Below are 17,818 nucleotides of genomic sequence, written 5' to 3' on the forward strand. Positions count from 1 at the left end.
TTCGACGGGGTTAAGTGTGGCTCACCCATCGGAATGAAATGCGAACGTGGTCAGGGGCGATGGCCCCCGAACGAACGGACTCGTTCCGACGCTCTTAAGTGTAACAGGGTGTTCGGAATGGACGCGAAGGTCGCTCACGTCGTGCGGTTCGACGCGAGCCCAATCCGACGCCCTTAAGTGTAACAGGGTGTTCGGAATGAACGCGAACGACGTTCGGTCGGGGACATCAAACCCCTGCCGACACGGACCAGGCGGGATCGACTCGCCAACGAAACTCGAAGCCTTTATGATGGCTTCGAGACAACAATCAGGTCCGAAGAAATGAGGATTCCACCCCTGCGGTCCGCCGTCAAGATGGAATCTGATGTTAGCTCTGATAGTTCGGTGACACTCGGTCGACGGGTGTCCTCGAACACCCTTCGATAGCGACCACACCCATATTATATGGGTGTGATCCCGCCTAACCCCCCGGCATTGTGCCGGGATACATTCCGGTTGATCCTGCCGGAGGCCATTGCTATCGGAGTCCGATTTAGCCATGCTAGTTGCACGAGTTTAGACTCGTAGCATATAGCTCAGTAACACGTGGCCAAACTACCCTACAGACCGCAATAACCTCGGGAAACTGAGGCCAATAGCGGATATAACTCTCACGCTGGAGTGCCGAGAGTTAGAAACGTTCCGGCGCTGTAGGATGTGGCTGCGGCCGATTAGGTAGATGGTGGGGTAACGGCCCACCATGCCGATAATCGGTACGGGTTGTGAGAGCAAGAGCCCGGAGACGGTATCTGAGACAAGATACCGGGCCCTACGGGGCGCAGCAGGCGCGAAACCTTTACACTGCACGACAGTGCGATAGGGGGACTCCGAGTGCGAGGGCATATAGCCCTCGCTTTTCTGTACCGTAAGGTGGTACAGGAACAAGGACTGGGCAAGACCGGTGCCAGCCGCCGCGGTAATACCGGCAGTCCAAGTGATGGCCGATATTATTGGGCCTAAAGCGTCCGTAGCCGGCCGGACAAGTCCGTTGGGAAATCGACGCGCTCAACGCGTCGGCGTCCAGCGGAAACTGTCCGGCTTGGGGCCGGAAGACCTGAGGGGTACGTCCGGGGTAGGAGTGAAATCCTGTAATCCTGGACGGACCACCAATGGGGAAACCACCTCAGGAAGACGGACCCGACGGTGAGGGACGAAAGCTAGGGTCTCGAACCGGATTAGATACCCGGGTAGTCCTAGCTGTAAACGATGCTCGCTAGGTGTGCCGTAGGCTACGAGCCTGCGCTGCGCCCTAGGGAAGCCGAGAAGCGAGCCGCCTGGGAAGTACGTCTGCAAGGATGAAACTTAAAGGAATTGGCGGGGGAGCACCACAACCGGAGGAGCCTGCGGTTTAATTGGACTCAACGCCGGAAATCTCACCGGTCCCGACAGTAGTAATGACAGTCAGGTTGACGACTTTACTCGACGCTACTGAGAGGAGGTGCATGGCCGCCGTCAGCTCGTACCGTGAGGCGTCCTGTTAAGTCAGGCAACGAGCGAGACCCGCACTTCTAGTTGCCAGCAATACCCTTGAGGTAGTTGGGTACACTAGGAGGACTGCCGCTGCTAAAGCGGAGGAAGGAACGGGCAACGGTAGGTCAGTATGCCCCGAATGGACCGGGCAACACGCGGGCTACAATGGCTCTGACAGTGGGATGCGACGCCGAGAGGCGGAGCTAATCTCCAAACGGAGTCGTAGTTCGGATTGCGGGCTGAAACCCGCCCGCATGAAGCTGGATTCGGTAGTAATCGCGTGTCAGAAGCGCGCGGTGAATACGTCCCTGCTCCTTGCACACACCGCCCGTCAAAGCACCCGAGTGGGGTCCGGATGAGGCCGTCATGCGACGGTCGAATCTGGGCTCCGCAAGGGGGCTTAAGTCGTAACAAGGTAGCCGTAGAGGAATCTGTGGCTGGATCACCTCCTACTGATCGGGATTGGGGCTCTGCCCCAACCCACCTTTCGGTGTTCGAGAACTCCGTCGACCGGGCACTTATGAACTATCAGGGCTGACAACCGTGCGGATCTGCCGGGCCCATAGCTCAGCGGGAGAGCGCCGCCTTTGCAAGGCGGAGGCCCTGGGTTCAAATCCCAGTGGGTCCATACGACGTGCCTGCCCCGAACCGTGCCCCTTAAGTGTGGGACGGCGATGGAATATGGTACGACGACAGATGCACCAGGCCGGGTAAAACCGAGCTTGGGAAGGGTCGATTCGCCCACCATCTCCACCTTGGGGGCGAATATGAAACCGTGTGTACGTGCGATCCAGGCGTCCACTGGACTCGTTCAGTTGAACGAGTCACAACGACGTTGGCTACTATGCCAGCTGGTGGATTGCTCGGCTCAGGCGCTGATGAAGGACGTGCCAAGCTGCGATAAGCTGTGGGGAGCCGCACGGAGGCGAAGAACCACAGATTTCCGAATGAGAATCTCTCTAACAATTGCTTCGCGCAATGAGGAACCCCGAGAACTGAAACATCTCAGTATCGGGAGGAACAGAAAACGCAATGTGATGTCGTTAGTAACCGCGAGTGAACGCGATACAGCCCAAACCGAAGCCCTCACGGGCAATGTGGTGTCAGGGCTACCTCTCATCAGCCGACCGTCTTCACGAAGTCTCTTGGAATAGAGCGTGATACAGGGTGACAACCCCGTACTGAAGACCAGTACGCTGTGCGGTAGTGCCAGAGTAGCGGGGGTTGGATATCCCTCGCGAATAACGCAGGCATCGACTGCGAAGGCTAAACACAACCTGAGACCGATAGTGAACAAGTAGTGTGAACGAACGCTGCAAAGTACCCTCAGAAGGGAGGCGAAATAGAGCATGAAATCAGTTGGCGATCGAGCGACAGGGCATACAAGGTCCCATGACGAATGACCGAGACGCGAGTCTCCAGTAAGACTCACGGGAAGCCGATGTTCTGTCGTACGTTTTGAAAAACGAGCCAGGGAGTGTGTCTGTATGGCAAGTCTAACCGGAGTATCCGGGGAGGCACAGGGAAACCGACATGGCCGCAGGGCTTTGCCCGAGGGCCGCCGTCTTCAAGGGCGGGGAGCCATTCGGACACGACCCGAATCCGGACGATCTACGCATGGACAAGATGAAGCGTGCCGAAAGGCACGTGGAAGTCTGTTAGAGTTGGTGTCCTACAATACCCTCTCGTGATCTATGTGTAGGGGTGAAAGGCCCATCGAGTCCGGCAACAGCTGGTTCCAATCGAAACATGTCGAAGCATGACCTCCGCCGAGGTAGTCTGTGAGGTAGAGCGACCGATTGGTGTGTCCGCCTCCGAGAGGAGTCGGCACACCTGTCAAACTCCAAACTTACAGACGCTGTTTGACGCGGGGATTCCGGTGCGCGGGGTAAGCCTGTGTACCAGGAGGGGAACAACCCAGAGATAGGTTAAGGTCCCCAAGTGTGGATTAAGTGTAATCCTCTGAAGGTGGTCTCGAGCCCGTAGACAGCCGGGAGGTGAGCTTAGAAGCAGCTACCCTCTAAGAAAAGCGTAACAGCTTACCGGCCGAGGTTTGAGGCGCCCAAAATGATCGGGACTCAAATCCACCACCGAGACCTGTCCGTACCACTCATACTGGTAATCGAGTAGATTGGCGCTCTTATTGGATGGAAGCGGGGGCGAGAGCTCCTGTGGACCGATAAGTGACGAAAATCCTGGCCATAGTAGCAGCGATAGTCGGGTGAGAACCCCGACGGCCTAATGGATAAGGGTTCCTCAGCACTGCTGATCAGCTGAGGGTTAGCCGGTCCTAAGTCATACCGCAACTCGACTATGACGAAATGGGAAACAGGTTAATATTCCTGTGCCATCATGCAGTGAAAGTTGACGCCCTGGGGTCGATCACGCCGGGCATTCGCCCGGTCGAACCGTCCAACTCCGTGGAAGCCGTAATGGCACGAAGCGGACGAACGGCGGTATAGGGAAACGTGATTCAACCTGGGGCCCATGAAAAGACGAGCATGATGTCCGTACCGAGAACCGACACAGGTGTCCATGGCGGCGAAAGCCAAGGCCTGTCGGGAGCAACCAACGTTAGGGAATTCGGCAAGTTAGTCCCGTACCTTCGGAAGAAGGGATGCCTGCTCCGGAACGGAGCAGGTCGCAGTGACTCGGAAGCTCGGACTGTCGAGTAACAACATAGGTGACTGCAAATCCGCAAGGACTCGTACAGTCACTGAATCCTGCCCAGTGCAGGTATCTGAACACCTCGTACAAGAGGACGAAGGACCTGTCAACGGCGGGGGTAACTATGACCCTCTTAAGGTAGCGTAGTACCTTGCCGCATCAGTAGCGGCTTGCATGAATGGATTAACCAGAGCTTCACTGTCCCAACGTTGGGCCCGGTGAACTGTACATTCCAGTGCGGAGTCTGGAGACACCCAGGGGGAAGCGAAGACCCTATGGAGCTTTACTGCAGGCTGTCGCTGAGACGTGGTCGCCGATGTGCAGCATAGGTAGGAGTCGTTACAGAGGTACCCGCGCTAGCGGGCTACCCAGACATCAGTGAAATACTACCCGTCGGTGACTGCGACTCTCACTCCGGGAGGAGGACACCGATAGCCGGGCAGTTTGACTGGGGCGGTACGCGCTCGAAAAGATATCGAGCGCGCCCTATGGCTATCTCAGCCGGGACAGAGACCCGGCGAAGAGTGCAAGAGCAAAAGATAGCTTGACAGTGTTCTTCCCAACGAGGAACGCTGACGCGAAAGCGTGGTCTAGCGAACCAATTAGCCTGCTTGATGCGGGCAATTGATGACAGAAAAGCTACCCTAGGGATAACAGAGTCGTCACTCGCAAGAGCACATATCGACCGAGTGGCTTGCTACCTCGATGTCGGTTCCCTCCATCCTGCCCGTGCAGAAGCGGGCAAGGGTGAGGTTGTTCGCCTATTAAAGGAGGTCGTGAGCTGGGTTTAGACCGTCGTGAGACAGGTCGGCTGCTATCTACTGGGTGTGTTATGGTGTCTGACAAGAACGACCGTATAGTACGAGAGGAACTACGGTTGGTGGCCACTGGTGTACCGGTTGTTCGAGAGAGCACGTGCCGGGTAGCCACGCCACACGGGGTAAGAGCTGAACGCATCTAAGCTCGAAACCCACTTGGAAAAGAGACACCGCTGAGGTCCCGCGTACAAGACGCGGTCGATAGACTCGGGGTGTGCGCGTCGAGGTAACGAGACGTTAAGCCCACGAGCACTAACAGACCAAAGCCATCATTCATACGCACTGTGACTCATTCACCGACGATTTAACTCGTCGCTGAACGAGTCCAGGCGCAAACTGGATCGCACGTAATCACACGGTGGAGACCGATCGAGACTGGTACTCTCGTGGTTCGATTCCACGACTCGACGTTAGGCGGCCACAGCGGTGGGGTTGCCTCCCGTACCCATCCCGAACACGGAAGATAAGCCCACCAGCGTTCCGGGGAGTACTGGAGTGCGCGAGCCTCTGGGAAATCCGGTTCGCCGCCACCATTCATACCTATCACAGCCCACTCAGGAGAGGGATCTCTCCCGAGTGGGCTTTCCGTATTTACACAAGCTGACAGCTATGTGGCTGGGGTGAAAGAGCCCGTATGACTCGCGAAGTCGCGTTCAATGAATGTATCGCTTAACCGTGACGTACCTGCTGTCGGGCGAGATGGCTTGATCGGAGTCCGACGCTGTACGGTTCGCGTATGCCGTTGGCTTCGAACCGCTGGTTGCACTGCTCGCCAATGACAAGCAGTTCTGCTCTCCGGATGAGACACAATCGTCAGTCTACAGCACACCCCATTCGAAGGAGCCAGTGAACCGAGTCAGTCAGAGAGTGATAGCAAATCGAATTCGCTACGCTTAAACGACCGAGTTGACTACCTCTATTTGCGCCAAGGTGGCAGAGTCTGGCCTAACGCAGCGGCCTGCAGAGCCGCCCATCGCCGGTTCAAATCCGGCCCTTGGCTTCTCAGTTGCTTAAGCCTGATAAACCCTGGTGAATTACTGCTTTCTGCCTTTTTATGTTCGACGTTATGAACTGTTGCTCGAAAACTAAGCACAGGAGCAAGCCTCTGTCGAAGGATACAGTGTTGGCAGGCTGTTTATGAACTCTCTTTTCCAGGGCAACAACTGACGGAGCAGGATCGCACAAACTAATAATGCGGCCACAAACAGATTTCCGGGACATTCGAACGTCGGGGTTAGTGGCGATGAGGGCTGCGAAGAAAGAGATATCTCGCTGCTGACTTGGTATCATCCTTTATCTGTCGACACCAGTGTTACAGTTGCCATGGGGTTGTTGGGTCAGAAGACGCGGCGGACAGTCGTCGACAACTACGAACTGCTACTGATTTGTCTGGTTGCTATCGCTGCAGTTGGCGGATATCTCAGTATACGGAGTACATTGCCCCAGGAACGGACACAACCACGCGGCAGGTCTCGTCGTGGCAATCGTCCGGATCGTTCTCTCGCAACGCGACAGTTCACAACGGGATCTCAGCGTTTCCAGAGGGTAAAGTGCTTGAAGACAGATCCGTATACCTCCAGCAGGTCGCTCCCATACTATACGGAGCGTTCACGTACACGTACAGCGCCAGCAACGAAAGCGATCTCGCCGCCGCGGCTGATGTGGTCGTTCAGTATCGGTCCGTCGAATCGACGCAAAACGGTGAGCTCGTCTACTGGGAAGTCGAACGACCGTTGACACAGGGTACTGTACAGTCGCTGGCTGCGGGTGAACGTGTGACGGCTCCGTTCTCGCTGAACGTCAGTCGCGCAGCCGAAACCATTCGACGCATCGATTTGGAACATGGTCAGACGTCCGGCCGACTTGAGATGGGGGTGGTCTCACAGGTAACTCTCTCGGGGACACGTAACGGGAAGTCGGTCGATACAACTCGCACGTACCGCCTTCCGATTATCCCGAGCCAGAGCAGCTATCGTATCGAAAACGCTGGTCCGGTGACGAACAGTGGTGACCGAACTGTCGAAGCACAGGTAGAGAAGACCTACGGACCGCTCTGGACTCTTGGTGGCCCGGTGCTCCTGCTTGGTAGCCTTGGTGGCGCTGCTGCCCTCGTCTATGGGCGCACGACCGACTATCTCACACTCACCGACGCCGAGCGCCGATGGGTCACATACAAGTCCACCCGTGAGGAGTTTGACGAATGGATAACTGTCGGCTAGGCTGATCCAGTCGACGATGCCTGGACGACTTCCGTCGATTCGCTCGTCGGGCTCGTAGATATCGCAATCGACACTCATGAACGTATCATCGAGTCAGATAGCGATTCTGCATTTATCGTGTACACTGGTGACCGACTGTTTCGGTACTGGCCTCCGCTAAAACCCGGAACTAATTCCACTGTGGGCAACAGTGACGCTGAGACATCGGCGTGACCGAGTTATTTTATTGCTCTTCGGTGCCGCCGTTGGCGGCTTGCGGTTCGAGCATTGTATCGAGTTCCGGGAGTAGTCGGTATCCAGTCACTGTACCGACTGCAGCGGAGAACGCGAGTGCTGTAGCCAACTGTGCGACTGGGTCAAAGCCGGCACTTGAAGCCGCTGACACAACCAGAACTGTGAGCACAATCCCAGCAAGACCGACCGCTGCTTCGCGGACAGCGACGCGGCGGAACCGGTGACGGCGGTCACTCGGTTGTGTCTGAAGTACCGGGAGGACATCATGATATCGTGTCTGGACGAGGTAGTTTGTCACTACAGCGAGCAGGCCAGCGATGAACGCCCACAGTCCCCAGCTAATTCCAAATGCCGGATCGAAACCGAGCGCGAATTCGCTCGGCTCGGCTGACTGCTGGCTTTCGGGTGTCGACGGCACAGGCTCAGCGCCACCGCCGGCCACAGTTTGGGTTTCCTCTTCGTTGATGGTCGGCGTATCAGTCGGATCGTCGGTCGATGTCTCAACGCCAGTACCGCTGCCACCGCCGCCTTCATCAGTGGGTGTTTCAGTCGTTTCGCCAGTCGCCGTCACAGTCTCGGGACTGTCAGTGCTCCCGTTGTCAGTGCCATCCCCGTCGCTCGCGTTGGTATCCCCGCCACCAGCACCGCCTGTCTCAGTGTTGCTGCCGCTATCGCCACTGCCTCCGCCGCCCACACTACCGCCACCGCTTCCACCGGCGCCACTCCCACCAGTGCTTGACTCAGAATCTGGGATCTCCATGGTATAAGTCAGTGTCTCGGAGAGGGACGCCGGGCTGTCGGCATCTGTCGTCACGGCGAACCCGAGCGTTGCCTGCTCGCCCGGGTCAAGCCTAAGCGTGTTACTCGCTTCATCGACCGACTTGCGTGTGCCTGCGTCTGTGTTCCTGTAGATGCCCAACCACTCGCTCTGGTGCTTGATACGGATCGTCGCTGCCTCGTCGCTACCGTTGACTCCCGCAAAACCAACGACGAACACGTCGTCGAATACGGTCTCGGTGCTTGAAAAAACATCAACAGAAATGACAAGTTCGCCGTTGCTGTCAAACGATGCGTAGCGGTCGCCATTGGGCGTGTCAGCTGGGGCCAGCGCAACCCCGGTGTCTTCCGCTGGGGCGAGTTCATCAACGGGTTCGGAGAGCGGGACTGCGGCCGTGGACATGACTGTCCCGCAGACGATGAACACCAGCCCAAGAGCGAAGTACCATTTCATGTCATGGCGTACAATACTGCATATCACTACCGTGATCCCGACCACCTATCGTGTGACAACAGACCTCAGTTGCTCTCGCTTGCTTCTGATGTCCGCGCCGCGAAGACGATTTCATTGATCGAACTGATGTCCTCTCCTTTGTTGCCGTTTCGAAGATCAACGACAACTGTGAGATCCATGGAGTTGCCCGCGCTTAGGGAGACAGCATTATCACCGTCATTGGAGCTATCGACGATTGTGTTTTTGTTGTACCGGATATCCAGAACGTCCCCAATAAGGTTATTAGGGTCGGGCGTTGTCGAACTGCTCCCTCCGTCATCATTCACCGAAAGATAGACCTCTTTGTTTCCGTTGTTTGTTACGCGAAGAACATCCTCAAACCGCGTTGTTGCCCTTTCATTCAGATCGATCTGCTCAATCTTAATCACGTCGTTACTACTGGATCCAACAGATTCAGTAGTAATTATCTTCTCAGCAGTGTTGTTGTTCGGATTCTGCTTAAAACTCAGAAGGGAACTTGAGTCGCCACTGGTATTCAGTTTAACTGTCCGCGTCGCTTCAACTGAGGAGAATGCACCGGAGCCGAACGCGCCGCCGACAGTCGCACTGATTGTCCCGAGCCCGAGCAGGACACTTCGTCGATTTAGTCTCATCTGTTATGCTACACAACGATAGCCCACCAGTTACTATTGACCTGCCTGAGCGGTGTTAATGCCGTCCATTAGCGGCTCAAGCATGGCTGTAAGCCGGCTCAAGCAGCACAATAGTAAGTCCCCGGGAACTGTCGTAGCTGGTACGGCACGGCCATAACGTGCTGACTAACATATGAATCGTAGAAACGTACTTACGGGACTTGGTGGACTGGCAATCAGTGGTGGGGCGCTCTTCGGTACGGGCGCGTTTACGAGCGTTACTGCAACGCGTTCAGTCGAAGTGAACGTTTTCGGTGCAGATAGTGGCACGGACGGGCTCGTAGACGGTGTAGACCAAACTACCGAAGACGATATCGCAGACACAATCACAAGCAACGCTGTTGACGTGCTTGTCGATACGTCATCAAGTGATGTCTCAGTCAAAGGCCCCGGGGATAACTCCGTTGATGCAACAAACCTGTTCCCCTCTAATCCGGATGCTCAGGATGGAGCAAACCCGGGCACAGATGGAACGTACGACAATGTGAGCCACAAGTACGTGAGCCTCGTTGCTAATGATGTGAAAATCGTCTTTGGCGAAAATAATGGCCTCCCACCGAACTCGACTCTCGGGTACACTGGTCTGTTTAAATTCGTGCCAAACGCTGACAGTAACAGTACGTTTGACGTTACGTTCGGGGGAGAAAATGGCGGCAATGTGCTTACGCAGGTCGACGGAAAATCGGTTACCGATGGAGCAGTCATCTCAGTCTCCTCGAATAGTTCTTCCGGTGCCGAAATCACGACAGAAACCTCGGCTAACAACGAAGACCTCGACATCAGCATTACAGAACAATAAAACTCAGACGTGAATCGCAGACTGGCATTGACAACCTAGGAAGCTATTTAGCTTACTTCTATCTGTCAATGACTGCTATGATGTAGATGTCGAGTAATCGCATACAGCGCAGGTACCAGATTCGGAGCGTCTTGCCACTGATGAACTGTAACATTGCCTCTATCTTAATCTACTTACTGTAGCTAGTACACCGCGTCGCCCACTCACATCTTGGCACCCGACAGTATTCAACGCTCATAGAATCACGGACTCATCTGCTGTATTATCATAAATTCTATATATTAATATCTGTACTACCGGCTCTGAAGCTGTCAACACCATGTCCCGTCTACTAACAGCCTAATCTACATACAATTTTGTTACCATTGACATTCCAGAACGCTTTTACATATTATAAACTAATATGTCGACAATGGCAGTGGGTGGGAAGCAACGCAACCAGACAGGGGCTGGTGACGCGATTACACGGGACGAAGTATTCGACTTACTCAGTAATCACCGCCGGCGATACGCGCTACACGTAGCGAAGCAGACAGACGGTGACTCAGAACTCTCGGATATTGCTGAACAGGTGGCGGCGTGGGAAAACGGGAAACCACAGAGTGAGATCACGTCCAGTGAGCGCCATCGCGTGTACACGTCAATGCAACAGACGCATCTGCCCGCGATGGACCGCGCGGGCGTGATCGAATACGACAATGGAACGGTCAGGCTGACCGAACAGGCAGCGGACCTCGACGTGTACATGGATGTTGTGCCGGAAGACTCCATCCCGTGGGGACAGTACTACCTCGGGCTGTCAGTGCTGTCGGGTGCTGTTGTCGGCGCTGCCGGACTGAATGTGTTTCCAGCCAGTATTCCTGACCTCGCGTGGGCTGGGCTCGTCGTCATGCTGTTTCTCTGCTCCGGGCTGTATCATGTCTGGCAGAGCCAGCAACTCCGTCTGGGAGCGGGCGAGACGCCCCCGGATGTTGAAACATGAGCAAGAAGTGGACTCGCCGGAGTGCACTCGCGCTGATCGGTAGCGGTGCTGGCCTCCTGACGTGGGGGACTGGTGGGTTCACAGACGTGACCGCTGACCGTCAGGTGAATATCGACACAACTGAAGATAGCTCCGATGGTCCGCTGTTTGGGATTAAATCACTGGCCGATAGTGGGGGCCCCGGTCAGAGGGTATCGCTAATAACGTTCCAGAACAATCTAGACGAAGAAGTTGGAGTAAACCTGAATGCGGCTACAGTCGACAGTGATGATACCACTGAGGTGGCCGATCTGTTCAAAGGTGAAGGAACGGATCCTGCTAATTACTTTGATACGCCCGATAGCGTTGGACCGGGAAAGCAGGGGACGATCGAGGCAACACTTGACCTTCTCCCGGATGTGTCCATTGGCTCCGACCGCGAATATGACCTTCCGCTCGATTTTACTGCTGGAGCCAAAAACGAAAACCAAACAATAACGCTGAGTCGAACACCGACCGTTACATACGAAGACCCGCGGGTTTCGTACTGGGATTTTGAACAAATAGGGGGACAAACAGTCTCAGATATCTGGAGCGGCAACGACGCCAGCCGTAAATCAGTAGGATGGAGTCGCGGCACCTACTATGGTTATGAGCCAGACCCAGCAGACGGTGGTAATCGTGGCACCGTACTTGAGTTCGGCGGCGACAGGTACTCCGGCGGGAGAGGCGTTATTACAGTGTCTAACTCTGAATTAGATTTCACCGATGACTTTTCACTGTCCATCTGGATAAAACCGACTTCAATTCCGAATTTGTACGCGCGACTGTTCAGTAAATGGGATTCCCCCAGAAATAACCGAGATTCTGACGCTGAGAAGGGATACCAGTTTTTCCTCGGCGAAACTGACGATAGATCTGATAATAAATTTGAAATCGGAATAGAAACCGGGCAGAGAAGTGGAAAGACGAATGAAATAAAGACAGGTGCAACAGTGGGTGAAGGTAATTGGAACCATGTTGTCTGGACCCACCGGTCGTCTAACCCATCTGAAGACAGAGTATATGTAAATGGAGATTACGAAAATGATGGATACAGCGGCGATCTAAAAGACCCGTTTGGGTCCGATGAACCACTCCGGATAGGCAACGGGATTGACGGTAATGACGATCTCAGTTTTCCGTTTGATGGTTTCATGGACGAGCCAAAAGCCTACGACACCGCGCTCACCAGCGAGCAGGTTCAAAATCTCTACGCGACAAGCAAAAACGGCGACAGCGGCAGTATAGGCGGCTGAGTTCTATGAGCATATCTATCCAAACCACACTGTCCGTAGCGCATGCAACGAAACAATATCTGGCCAACAGCGAATCAAATGAAGCAGAAAAGACTAATTTGCTGGTCTCAAGGGGGCCAGTAGTCACGTCGCATCGCAGACTACCGGGTGTCAATAGTGAAAATGGATAACTTGCTTTCAGTTTCGGTTCGCTCTGCGCTTAGCAGGTGGTTCGTGCTGATACTGCTCGTTACACTTGCGCTAACGCTTGCTGGCGGCTACGTCACCTACGACAGCCATGTCGACGGAGCGGAAACAGTTACTGAACAGCAGACTGTCGGCACGTGGACGGTGGAAAGCGGGTTCGAACACGGTGCAACAGTGACGCGTGATACCGAGGTTTTCAGTGCGGGTGAGCAACTCAGCAACCGGTCGCTGTATTTTACGACGGCATCGCCCGAACTCGATGGCACGTACACGGTTTCACACGACAACACCGACGGGAACGCGGCAGTCACCTCGACGAACCTGTCACTGATCATCCGCGCGGTCGAGGAGCGAAACGGGAATCAGGTGGTTCACTGGCAGACGCGCGACTCGCTCGACACGCTCGATGCTGTCGAAATCGAGGACGGCGAGTCGGCAGCCACTACAGTCAGTGTGGACATCCCGACAATCCTCAATCGCACTGAAGCAATACAGAACGACCTCGGGGCTGCCCCCGGACAGACCGAAGTCCTCCTTGTCGCCGACACGACTGTCGAATCGTCAGTCGACGGAGAGACGTTTACCGATACTCGCACCGACCGCATCGAGATTGTGCCCGGACAGAGCGTGTACCGCGTCAGCACTACCACAACCGGAGCGACCTCCTACGACGCGACCGAACCGGTAACCCGGACTATTGAACCGACACGGCTGGAACTGTACGGCGGGCCTGTGCTCTGTGTATTCGGACTGGTGTGTATGGCCTTCCTCGGGACCGCACGCTGGCGTGGCTGGCTTGTAGTCACTGACCGTGAGCGAGCGCGCAACGAGTTCGAGCGTGCACGTAATGACTTTGACGAGTGGATCTCGACGGCACGAATCCCGGATACCGACGACCGGACACCTGTCCCGACGAACTCGCTGGCAGACCTCGTTGACATTGCTATCGATAGTGACAGGCGCGTCCTCGAAGATGGTGATCAGTATGCAGTCCTCGTCGACAATGAAATCTACACGTACACGGCGCCACCGGCTGTCGACCCACTTTCGTCACCAGTGGCGAGGGGTACCGAGCCCGCCTCGGAAGACAGAGACGACGCGACAGCGTCGCTTTCGAGCCTGCTCTTCAACGACTCGACCGAGGATGCTGATGCGACACATCCTGATGAAAGCGACACGCGCGACTCGAACGACGGGTGACCCCATCGACCGGCCACGTCCCGCAATTACTGATCGCTCCGACAGTGTTTGCGCTGTTCTATTTTCGCGGCCGCGGCAGGAGATAGATATCGATAGCGGGAGCCACCGCTTGCGATTGGCACAGCTGACGAGTTGAAACACGATATCCTGTGACGATACGGCGCTCACATCGCTTTCCCTGGCTGAGCAACACCGATTTATATTCTGCTGGTCTACATCGCGTAGCGACACACTGGTATGCTCCGAACGTATGTTGTGAGGGGACTGACACTCGCCGGATTCGTGTTGGTTCTGGCACTCGTCGTGGGTGCACTGGTCGGGCAGCCAGTGCTTTTGAGCTTCGTCGTGTCCGGGAGTATGTCGCCAACGATTCAGGAAGGCGATGGCTTCGTCGCGATTCCGGAGCAGGTCGCAGGCGACATCGAGCAGGGTGACGTTATCGTGTTCCAGTCACAGGAGATCCGCGGTGGGGAGCTGACGACACACCGAGTCGTCGGCGAGACTGAGCGGGGGTACATCACCCGGGGAGACGCGAACCCCTTCACAGACCAGGACGGGGCTGAACCCCCAGTGTCTGAAAGCCAAATCGTCGCGGTCGCCTGGCAACCCGGTGGACAGGTGGTGACAATTCCGAATTTCGGCACGGCCATCCTCGCCGGCCGCGTCGTCGTCACGAACATTCTGACTGCGGTTACGACGGTCCTCGGGGTTGAGCAAGCAGCCGAGTCCTGGCAGGCAGGATCGGTGATGCTGGTCTCCGGCGTGATACTGTTTGCAATAAGCCTCAGTAGTGGGATTGTGAACGGTTCCTCGCGTGACCGAGCCCGCTCGCGCGGGCAGGATACCTTCGATCCGCGATACGCCGCGCTCTTTCTGACTGCAATCATCATCGTGCCAGCCAACATCGCAATGGTAGCTCCGAGCTCGACGCACCAGATCCCGGCGGGTGAGATCGCAACCGGGAACAACGTCGCCCCCGGTGAGCCGGTTGAAGCCACGCTTGTAGCCAACAACGAAGATGCGCTGGTGACGATGCTCGTCGTGTTTAACGCGTCCGGTCAGACGACAATCGAGAATCGGTGGCTCGATGTCCCTGGCGGTGAGACGGACTCAACAGCGTTGTATGCCCCCGCACCGCCACGAGGCGAACAGAAGGTTGTGACCGTCTCTGAGTACCGGTACATCGTTTTGCTGCCCCCTACCGTTATTATCGCAATGCATGACATTCACCCACTGGTGGCACTGGGTGTGATTAATGCGGCGCTCACCGTGGCTGTGCTGGCATTCGTCATCGGGTTGCTCGGGACAAGCAAACGACGTGTCCGCGACACCGACCGGGATATCCCGCTGTATCTGCGAGTAAAGCGTAGGCTGTTGTGACTGGGCAATGGGATTGTTCAGCGCAACGCAGCGTACTTGGTGGCGTATCATCCGAACACGCCGCAAACGGTAGTTGTAGTATCTTTGGTTCTTGTGGGAAAACCGACCGCATGGCAGGCCAGTTCTGGTCGGCTATGCCACCTATTGGCTTGATTACTCCGTTTCGACAGGTATCGTATGGACCTGCCGGAGCGGTTCGATGTGGCGTTTCGCTGTCTCGTCCAGTGGAAAGGTCCCGTGGATGTCGGCCGGAACTTGGCCGTGGACAACACGCCCAAACGGCCCGGCTGCGGTGGGGTACACCTGCTCAGCTAACCGAGCGACGGGGGCCGCGATATCGAGTCCTTCCAGCGCTTCCTTCACGGCCGCTTCGCCGACGTGGACTGACTCCCCTTCGATCAGGATGAACGCGAACGGGAGATCACCGAACTGTGCCCGGAGGAACGCCTGAATCGCATCGGATTCCCAGGGAACAGGCGTGATATCCGTGGCACAGCGGGTTACCGTCTCGGCAGCGCGCCGGAACAGGTCGGTACTGCCGTCGTAGACGAGAAGCGACTGAGTCACATCCTCTGTATGGGTTTGGGCCGTTTGAACGTTGTGTAGTGCCACAACGGCTTATGCTTCTGCACCCCGGTGTTTCTGTATGGACGCACAGGACGAACCGACGGCCAGACTCGGGCGACGACTCGAAACGGCACTGGAGGGCGCGCTTGCCGATAGCGTATCGTGGACGGTCACCACTGACGGCCCAGTCGTCGCTCGATTGCCTGACCGCGAAATCGCGTTTGAACGGGCCGATGGTCCGGACGGCCACCGGTGGACGGTCGTGTTACGTGCGGACGGGTCGGTCGTGAGCAAATTCGGGCAGTTCGAGACGATCGACAGCGTTGTTGCGCAGGTTCAATCGCTTGTCAATGCCGACGTTCGGTACACGGTCTGCTGTGACGGCTAGCCGTCCCAGCGCCCACCCGCCAACCGAATTCAGTGACTCCGTTTCAGTCAGTGACACATCGCCTGTGGGTAATCTCTATACGAACCCCGCACCAACGGACAGGCGTATGAGTCTGCTCAAGAACAAGCACCTCCTCAACGGGATCGTCTCACTGGTAATCAGTGTCGCTGTCACTGTCTGGCTGGCCGACGACGAAGACGCGCCGTGGAGTCTGACTGATATGGCCATGGCCGTCGCTATCTCGTCGTTCCTGTCCGGCTTTTTCACCAGCTACTTCGCCGACTGACGGTGGGGTGACCCCATGTAACAGGGGAACACCGATACCGTTGCGGTCCGTGCTACCGGTATGAACGAGCCAGAACCCGTCGATGACTGGCCTCACCGCCCGTTTTCGCCGGCGGAAGCCAGTGCCCTACTAGATGATACCGACGGTGCTGTCGCGGTCTGGGTGATGCACCACGACAACGATGTTCGGTCGGCCGTCGTTCTTGATGATGCCCCCGAGGACGCAGTCATCGATATCGTCGTCGAGACCGACGCCGCATTCGAGATGTACAGTTACACGAGCGGCGTGTGGATGGACTACGGCACTCAGCGGAAAGACGATCCGGATGCCCCCCCGATGGCAGGGACGCTCGACAGCTACGACGTTCTCGCTGGCGAATCTGAGACAGCCTGACCAGTGTGATGCATCTGCACCGCCGTTGCCGGGGCGAAACGGCCGTGCCACCCACGTACCGATACACTCGAAAAGTAATCATTAAACGGCGCGGCGACTGACCCTCCTGATATGCAACGACGAGCCGCGGCGGCGTACTTCGCGTTCTTCCTCGTTATCAGTGTTGCTGCGTACGCCTACATCGGCGTCGCGGAGAGTCAGCGGCCGGCGGTGTCGCTTGACGCTGACGCCGAACTGACCAACGAGAGTGCATTCACTGTCGACGGAACGGAATACACAGCCACGAACATTCATATGTCCAGCGGCGGTGGCGGCCACGGCGGCGGTGGCGGCAGTATGGCAGCTGACCTTTCGTGGACGAACGAATCGTCACAGTATACTGCGACATTAGAGCATAATACTACGACGACCTACCAGAACGACACCTACCGCGTGCACACTGACAGCAACGAGAGTACGGTGACGCTCGAAGAAGAGCTCAACGTCAGCGCGCTCCTCGCTGAGGACTCCTCGGTCAAGAACACGTTGGCGACCCAGAACGGGACTGAATACGTGGTCTACCGGTCGAACAACACGCAAGTCCCGCTGAGTGAGTGGCTCCCAGAGCCGGAGACGGTGTCGTTCACCACTGGTGATACCTACCCGCATGCGACCGACAGCGGCACGCAGGAGGCCACAATCTCCGAAGTGACCGTCGACGGCGCGACGCTCGAATGGTTCGCCCCGCGCGAAAACACGGTCGAACTTTCGGAGGGTGGGAACGTCACGCTGAGCGGACAGCAGTTCTTCACGCACTTCCCCGACCACCATACCGTCCAGATCGTCTCAATTCAGCAGTACGATCAGTATCAGGAGACACTTGACCAGCAGGACTACTTCCACGAGCGCAAGAACGGCATCTGGGGCATCTCGATCCTCTCGGGCATCGCGGCCGTACTGATGCTAGGGATGGCGTATATGCCCGTCCGCGGATAATAACGACGTCTTTTT

General features: G+C 56.3%; 12 protein-coding genes, 2 tRNA genes, 3 rRNA genes and 1 pseudogene. 15 read left to right on the plus strand and 3 right to left on the minus strand.

The window, feature by feature from the left end:
- Positions 1-488 precede the first annotated feature (488 nt).
- The 6 genes and pseudogenes from ACODNH_RS11550 to ACODNH_RS11575 all read left to right on the plus strand — a co-directional run bounded on the left by ACODNH_RS11550 (position 489) and on the right by ACODNH_RS11575 (position 7,426).
- A 16S ribosomal RNA gene (locus tag ACODNH_RS11550) occupies positions 489-1,960 on the plus strand.
- 105 nt (positions 1,961-2,065) lie between these two features.
- Positions 2,066-2,137 (plus strand) — tRNA-Ala (locus tag ACODNH_RS11555).
- A gap of 201 nt (positions 2,138-2,338) precedes the next feature.
- Positions 2,339-5,270: ribosomal RNA gene (locus tag ACODNH_RS11560) — 23S ribosomal RNA — on the plus strand.
- Between the two features lie 134 nt (positions 5,271-5,404).
- Positions 5,405-5,527: ribosomal RNA gene (gene rrf, locus ACODNH_RS11565) — 5S ribosomal RNA — on the plus strand.
- The 16S, 23S and 5S rRNA genes sit together here with 2 tRNA genes alongside, the layout of an rRNA operon.
- 391 nt (positions 5,528-5,918) lie before the next feature.
- Positions 5,919-5,994, plus strand: a tRNA-Cys gene (locus ACODNH_RS11570).
- A gap of 775 nt (positions 5,995-6,769) precedes the next feature.
- Positions 6,770-7,426: pseudogene (locus ACODNH_RS11575) on the plus strand (DUF5305 family protein).
- A 10-nt stretch (positions 7,427-7,436) separates the two neighbouring features.
- Here the strand turns inward: ACODNH_RS11575 and ACODNH_RS11580 are convergent.
- On the minus strand, positions 7,437-8,678 hold the full coding sequence (locus ACODNH_RS11580; RefSeq protein WP_306704251.1) for an ATP synthase subunit I: 1,242 nt from the start codon (positions 8,676-8,678) through the stop codon (positions 7,437-7,439).
- Positions 8,679-8,743: 65 nt separating this feature from the next.
- Positions 8,744-9,331 carry a hypothetical protein gene (locus tag ACODNH_RS11585; RefSeq protein WP_306704253.1) on the minus strand — a complete coding sequence of 196 codons (588 nt, stop codon included), beginning with the start codon at positions 9,329-9,331 and terminating at the stop codon, positions 8,744-8,746.
- Between the two features lie 280 nt (positions 9,332-9,611).
- On the opposite strand from ACODNH_RS11585, the gene ACODNH_RS11590 reads away from it, so the two are divergent.
- The 5 genes from ACODNH_RS11590 to ACODNH_RS11610 all read left to right on the plus strand — a co-directional run bounded on the left by ACODNH_RS11590 (position 9,612) and on the right by ACODNH_RS11610 (position 15,194).
- On the plus strand, positions 9,612-10,169 hold the full coding sequence (locus tag ACODNH_RS11590; RefSeq protein ID WP_434531401.1) for a hypothetical protein: 558 nt from the start codon (positions 9,612-9,614) through the stop codon (positions 10,167-10,169).
- 412 nt (positions 10,170-10,581) lie between these two features.
- Positions 10,582-11,151, plus strand: a complete 570-nt coding sequence (locus ACODNH_RS11595) for a DUF7344 domain-containing protein (protein WP_306704256.1) — start codon at positions 10,582-10,584, stop codon at positions 11,149-11,151.
- The gene (locus ACODNH_RS11600; protein ID WP_434531402.1) at positions 11,148-12,428 is read left to right on the plus strand and encodes a LamG domain-containing protein; all 1,281 of its coding nucleotides are present in this window, start codon (positions 11,148-11,150) and stop codon (positions 12,426-12,428) included. The genes ACODNH_RS11595 and ACODNH_RS11600 overlap by 4 nt, the downstream gene beginning before the upstream one ends.
- Positions 12,429-12,641: 213 nt before the next feature.
- Positions 12,642-13,814 carry a DUF5305 domain-containing protein gene (locus tag ACODNH_RS11605; protein WP_434531403.1) on the plus strand — a complete coding sequence of 391 codons (1,173 nt, stop codon included), beginning with the start codon at positions 12,642-12,644 and terminating at the stop codon, positions 13,812-13,814.
- A gap of 237 nt (positions 13,815-14,051) precedes the next feature.
- Positions 14,052-15,194, plus strand: coding sequence for a signal peptidase I (locus ACODNH_RS11610; RefSeq protein ID WP_434531404.1), 1,143 nt, complete (start codon positions 14,052-14,054; stop codon positions 15,192-15,194).
- A 153-nt stretch (positions 15,195-15,347) separates the two neighbouring features.
- On the opposite strand, the gene ACODNH_RS11615 is transcribed toward ACODNH_RS11610, so the two are convergent.
- Positions 15,348-15,761: a hypothetical protein gene (locus tag ACODNH_RS11615; RefSeq protein ID WP_306704262.1), complete on the minus strand. Its 414-nt coding sequence runs from the start codon at positions 15,759-15,761 to the stop codon at positions 15,348-15,350.
- A gap of 79 nt (positions 15,762-15,840) precedes the next feature.
- Between ACODNH_RS11615 and ACODNH_RS11620 the strand changes: the two genes are divergently transcribed.
- The 4 genes from ACODNH_RS11620 to ACODNH_RS11635 all read left to right on the plus strand — a co-directional run bounded on the left by ACODNH_RS11620 (position 15,841) and on the right by ACODNH_RS11635 (position 17,803).
- Positions 15,841-16,149, plus strand: coding sequence for a hypothetical protein (locus tag ACODNH_RS11620; RefSeq protein ID WP_306704264.1), 309 nt, complete (start codon positions 15,841-15,843; stop codon positions 16,147-16,149).
- Positions 16,150-16,255: 106 nt separating this feature from the next.
- On the plus strand, positions 16,256-16,435 hold the full coding sequence (locus ACODNH_RS11625; protein ID WP_306704266.1) for a hypothetical protein: 180 nt from the start codon (positions 16,256-16,258) through the stop codon (positions 16,433-16,435).
- A gap of 60 nt (positions 16,436-16,495) precedes the next feature.
- Positions 16,496-16,828, plus strand: coding sequence for a hypothetical protein (locus ACODNH_RS11630; protein WP_434531405.1), 333 nt, complete (start codon positions 16,496-16,498; stop codon positions 16,826-16,828).
- 111 nt (positions 16,829-16,939) lie between these two features.
- Complete coding sequence (locus ACODNH_RS11635) at positions 16,940-17,803, plus strand: hypothetical protein (protein ID WP_306704268.1); 864 nt, start codon at positions 16,940-16,942, stop codon at positions 17,801-17,803.
- Positions 17,804-17,818 lie beyond the last annotated feature (15 nt).

The sequence above is a fragment of the Haloarcula sp. NS06 genome (genome assembly GCF_051122755.1).
Lineage (GTDB): Archaea > Halobacteriota > Halobacteria > Halobacteriales > Haloarculaceae > Haloarcula.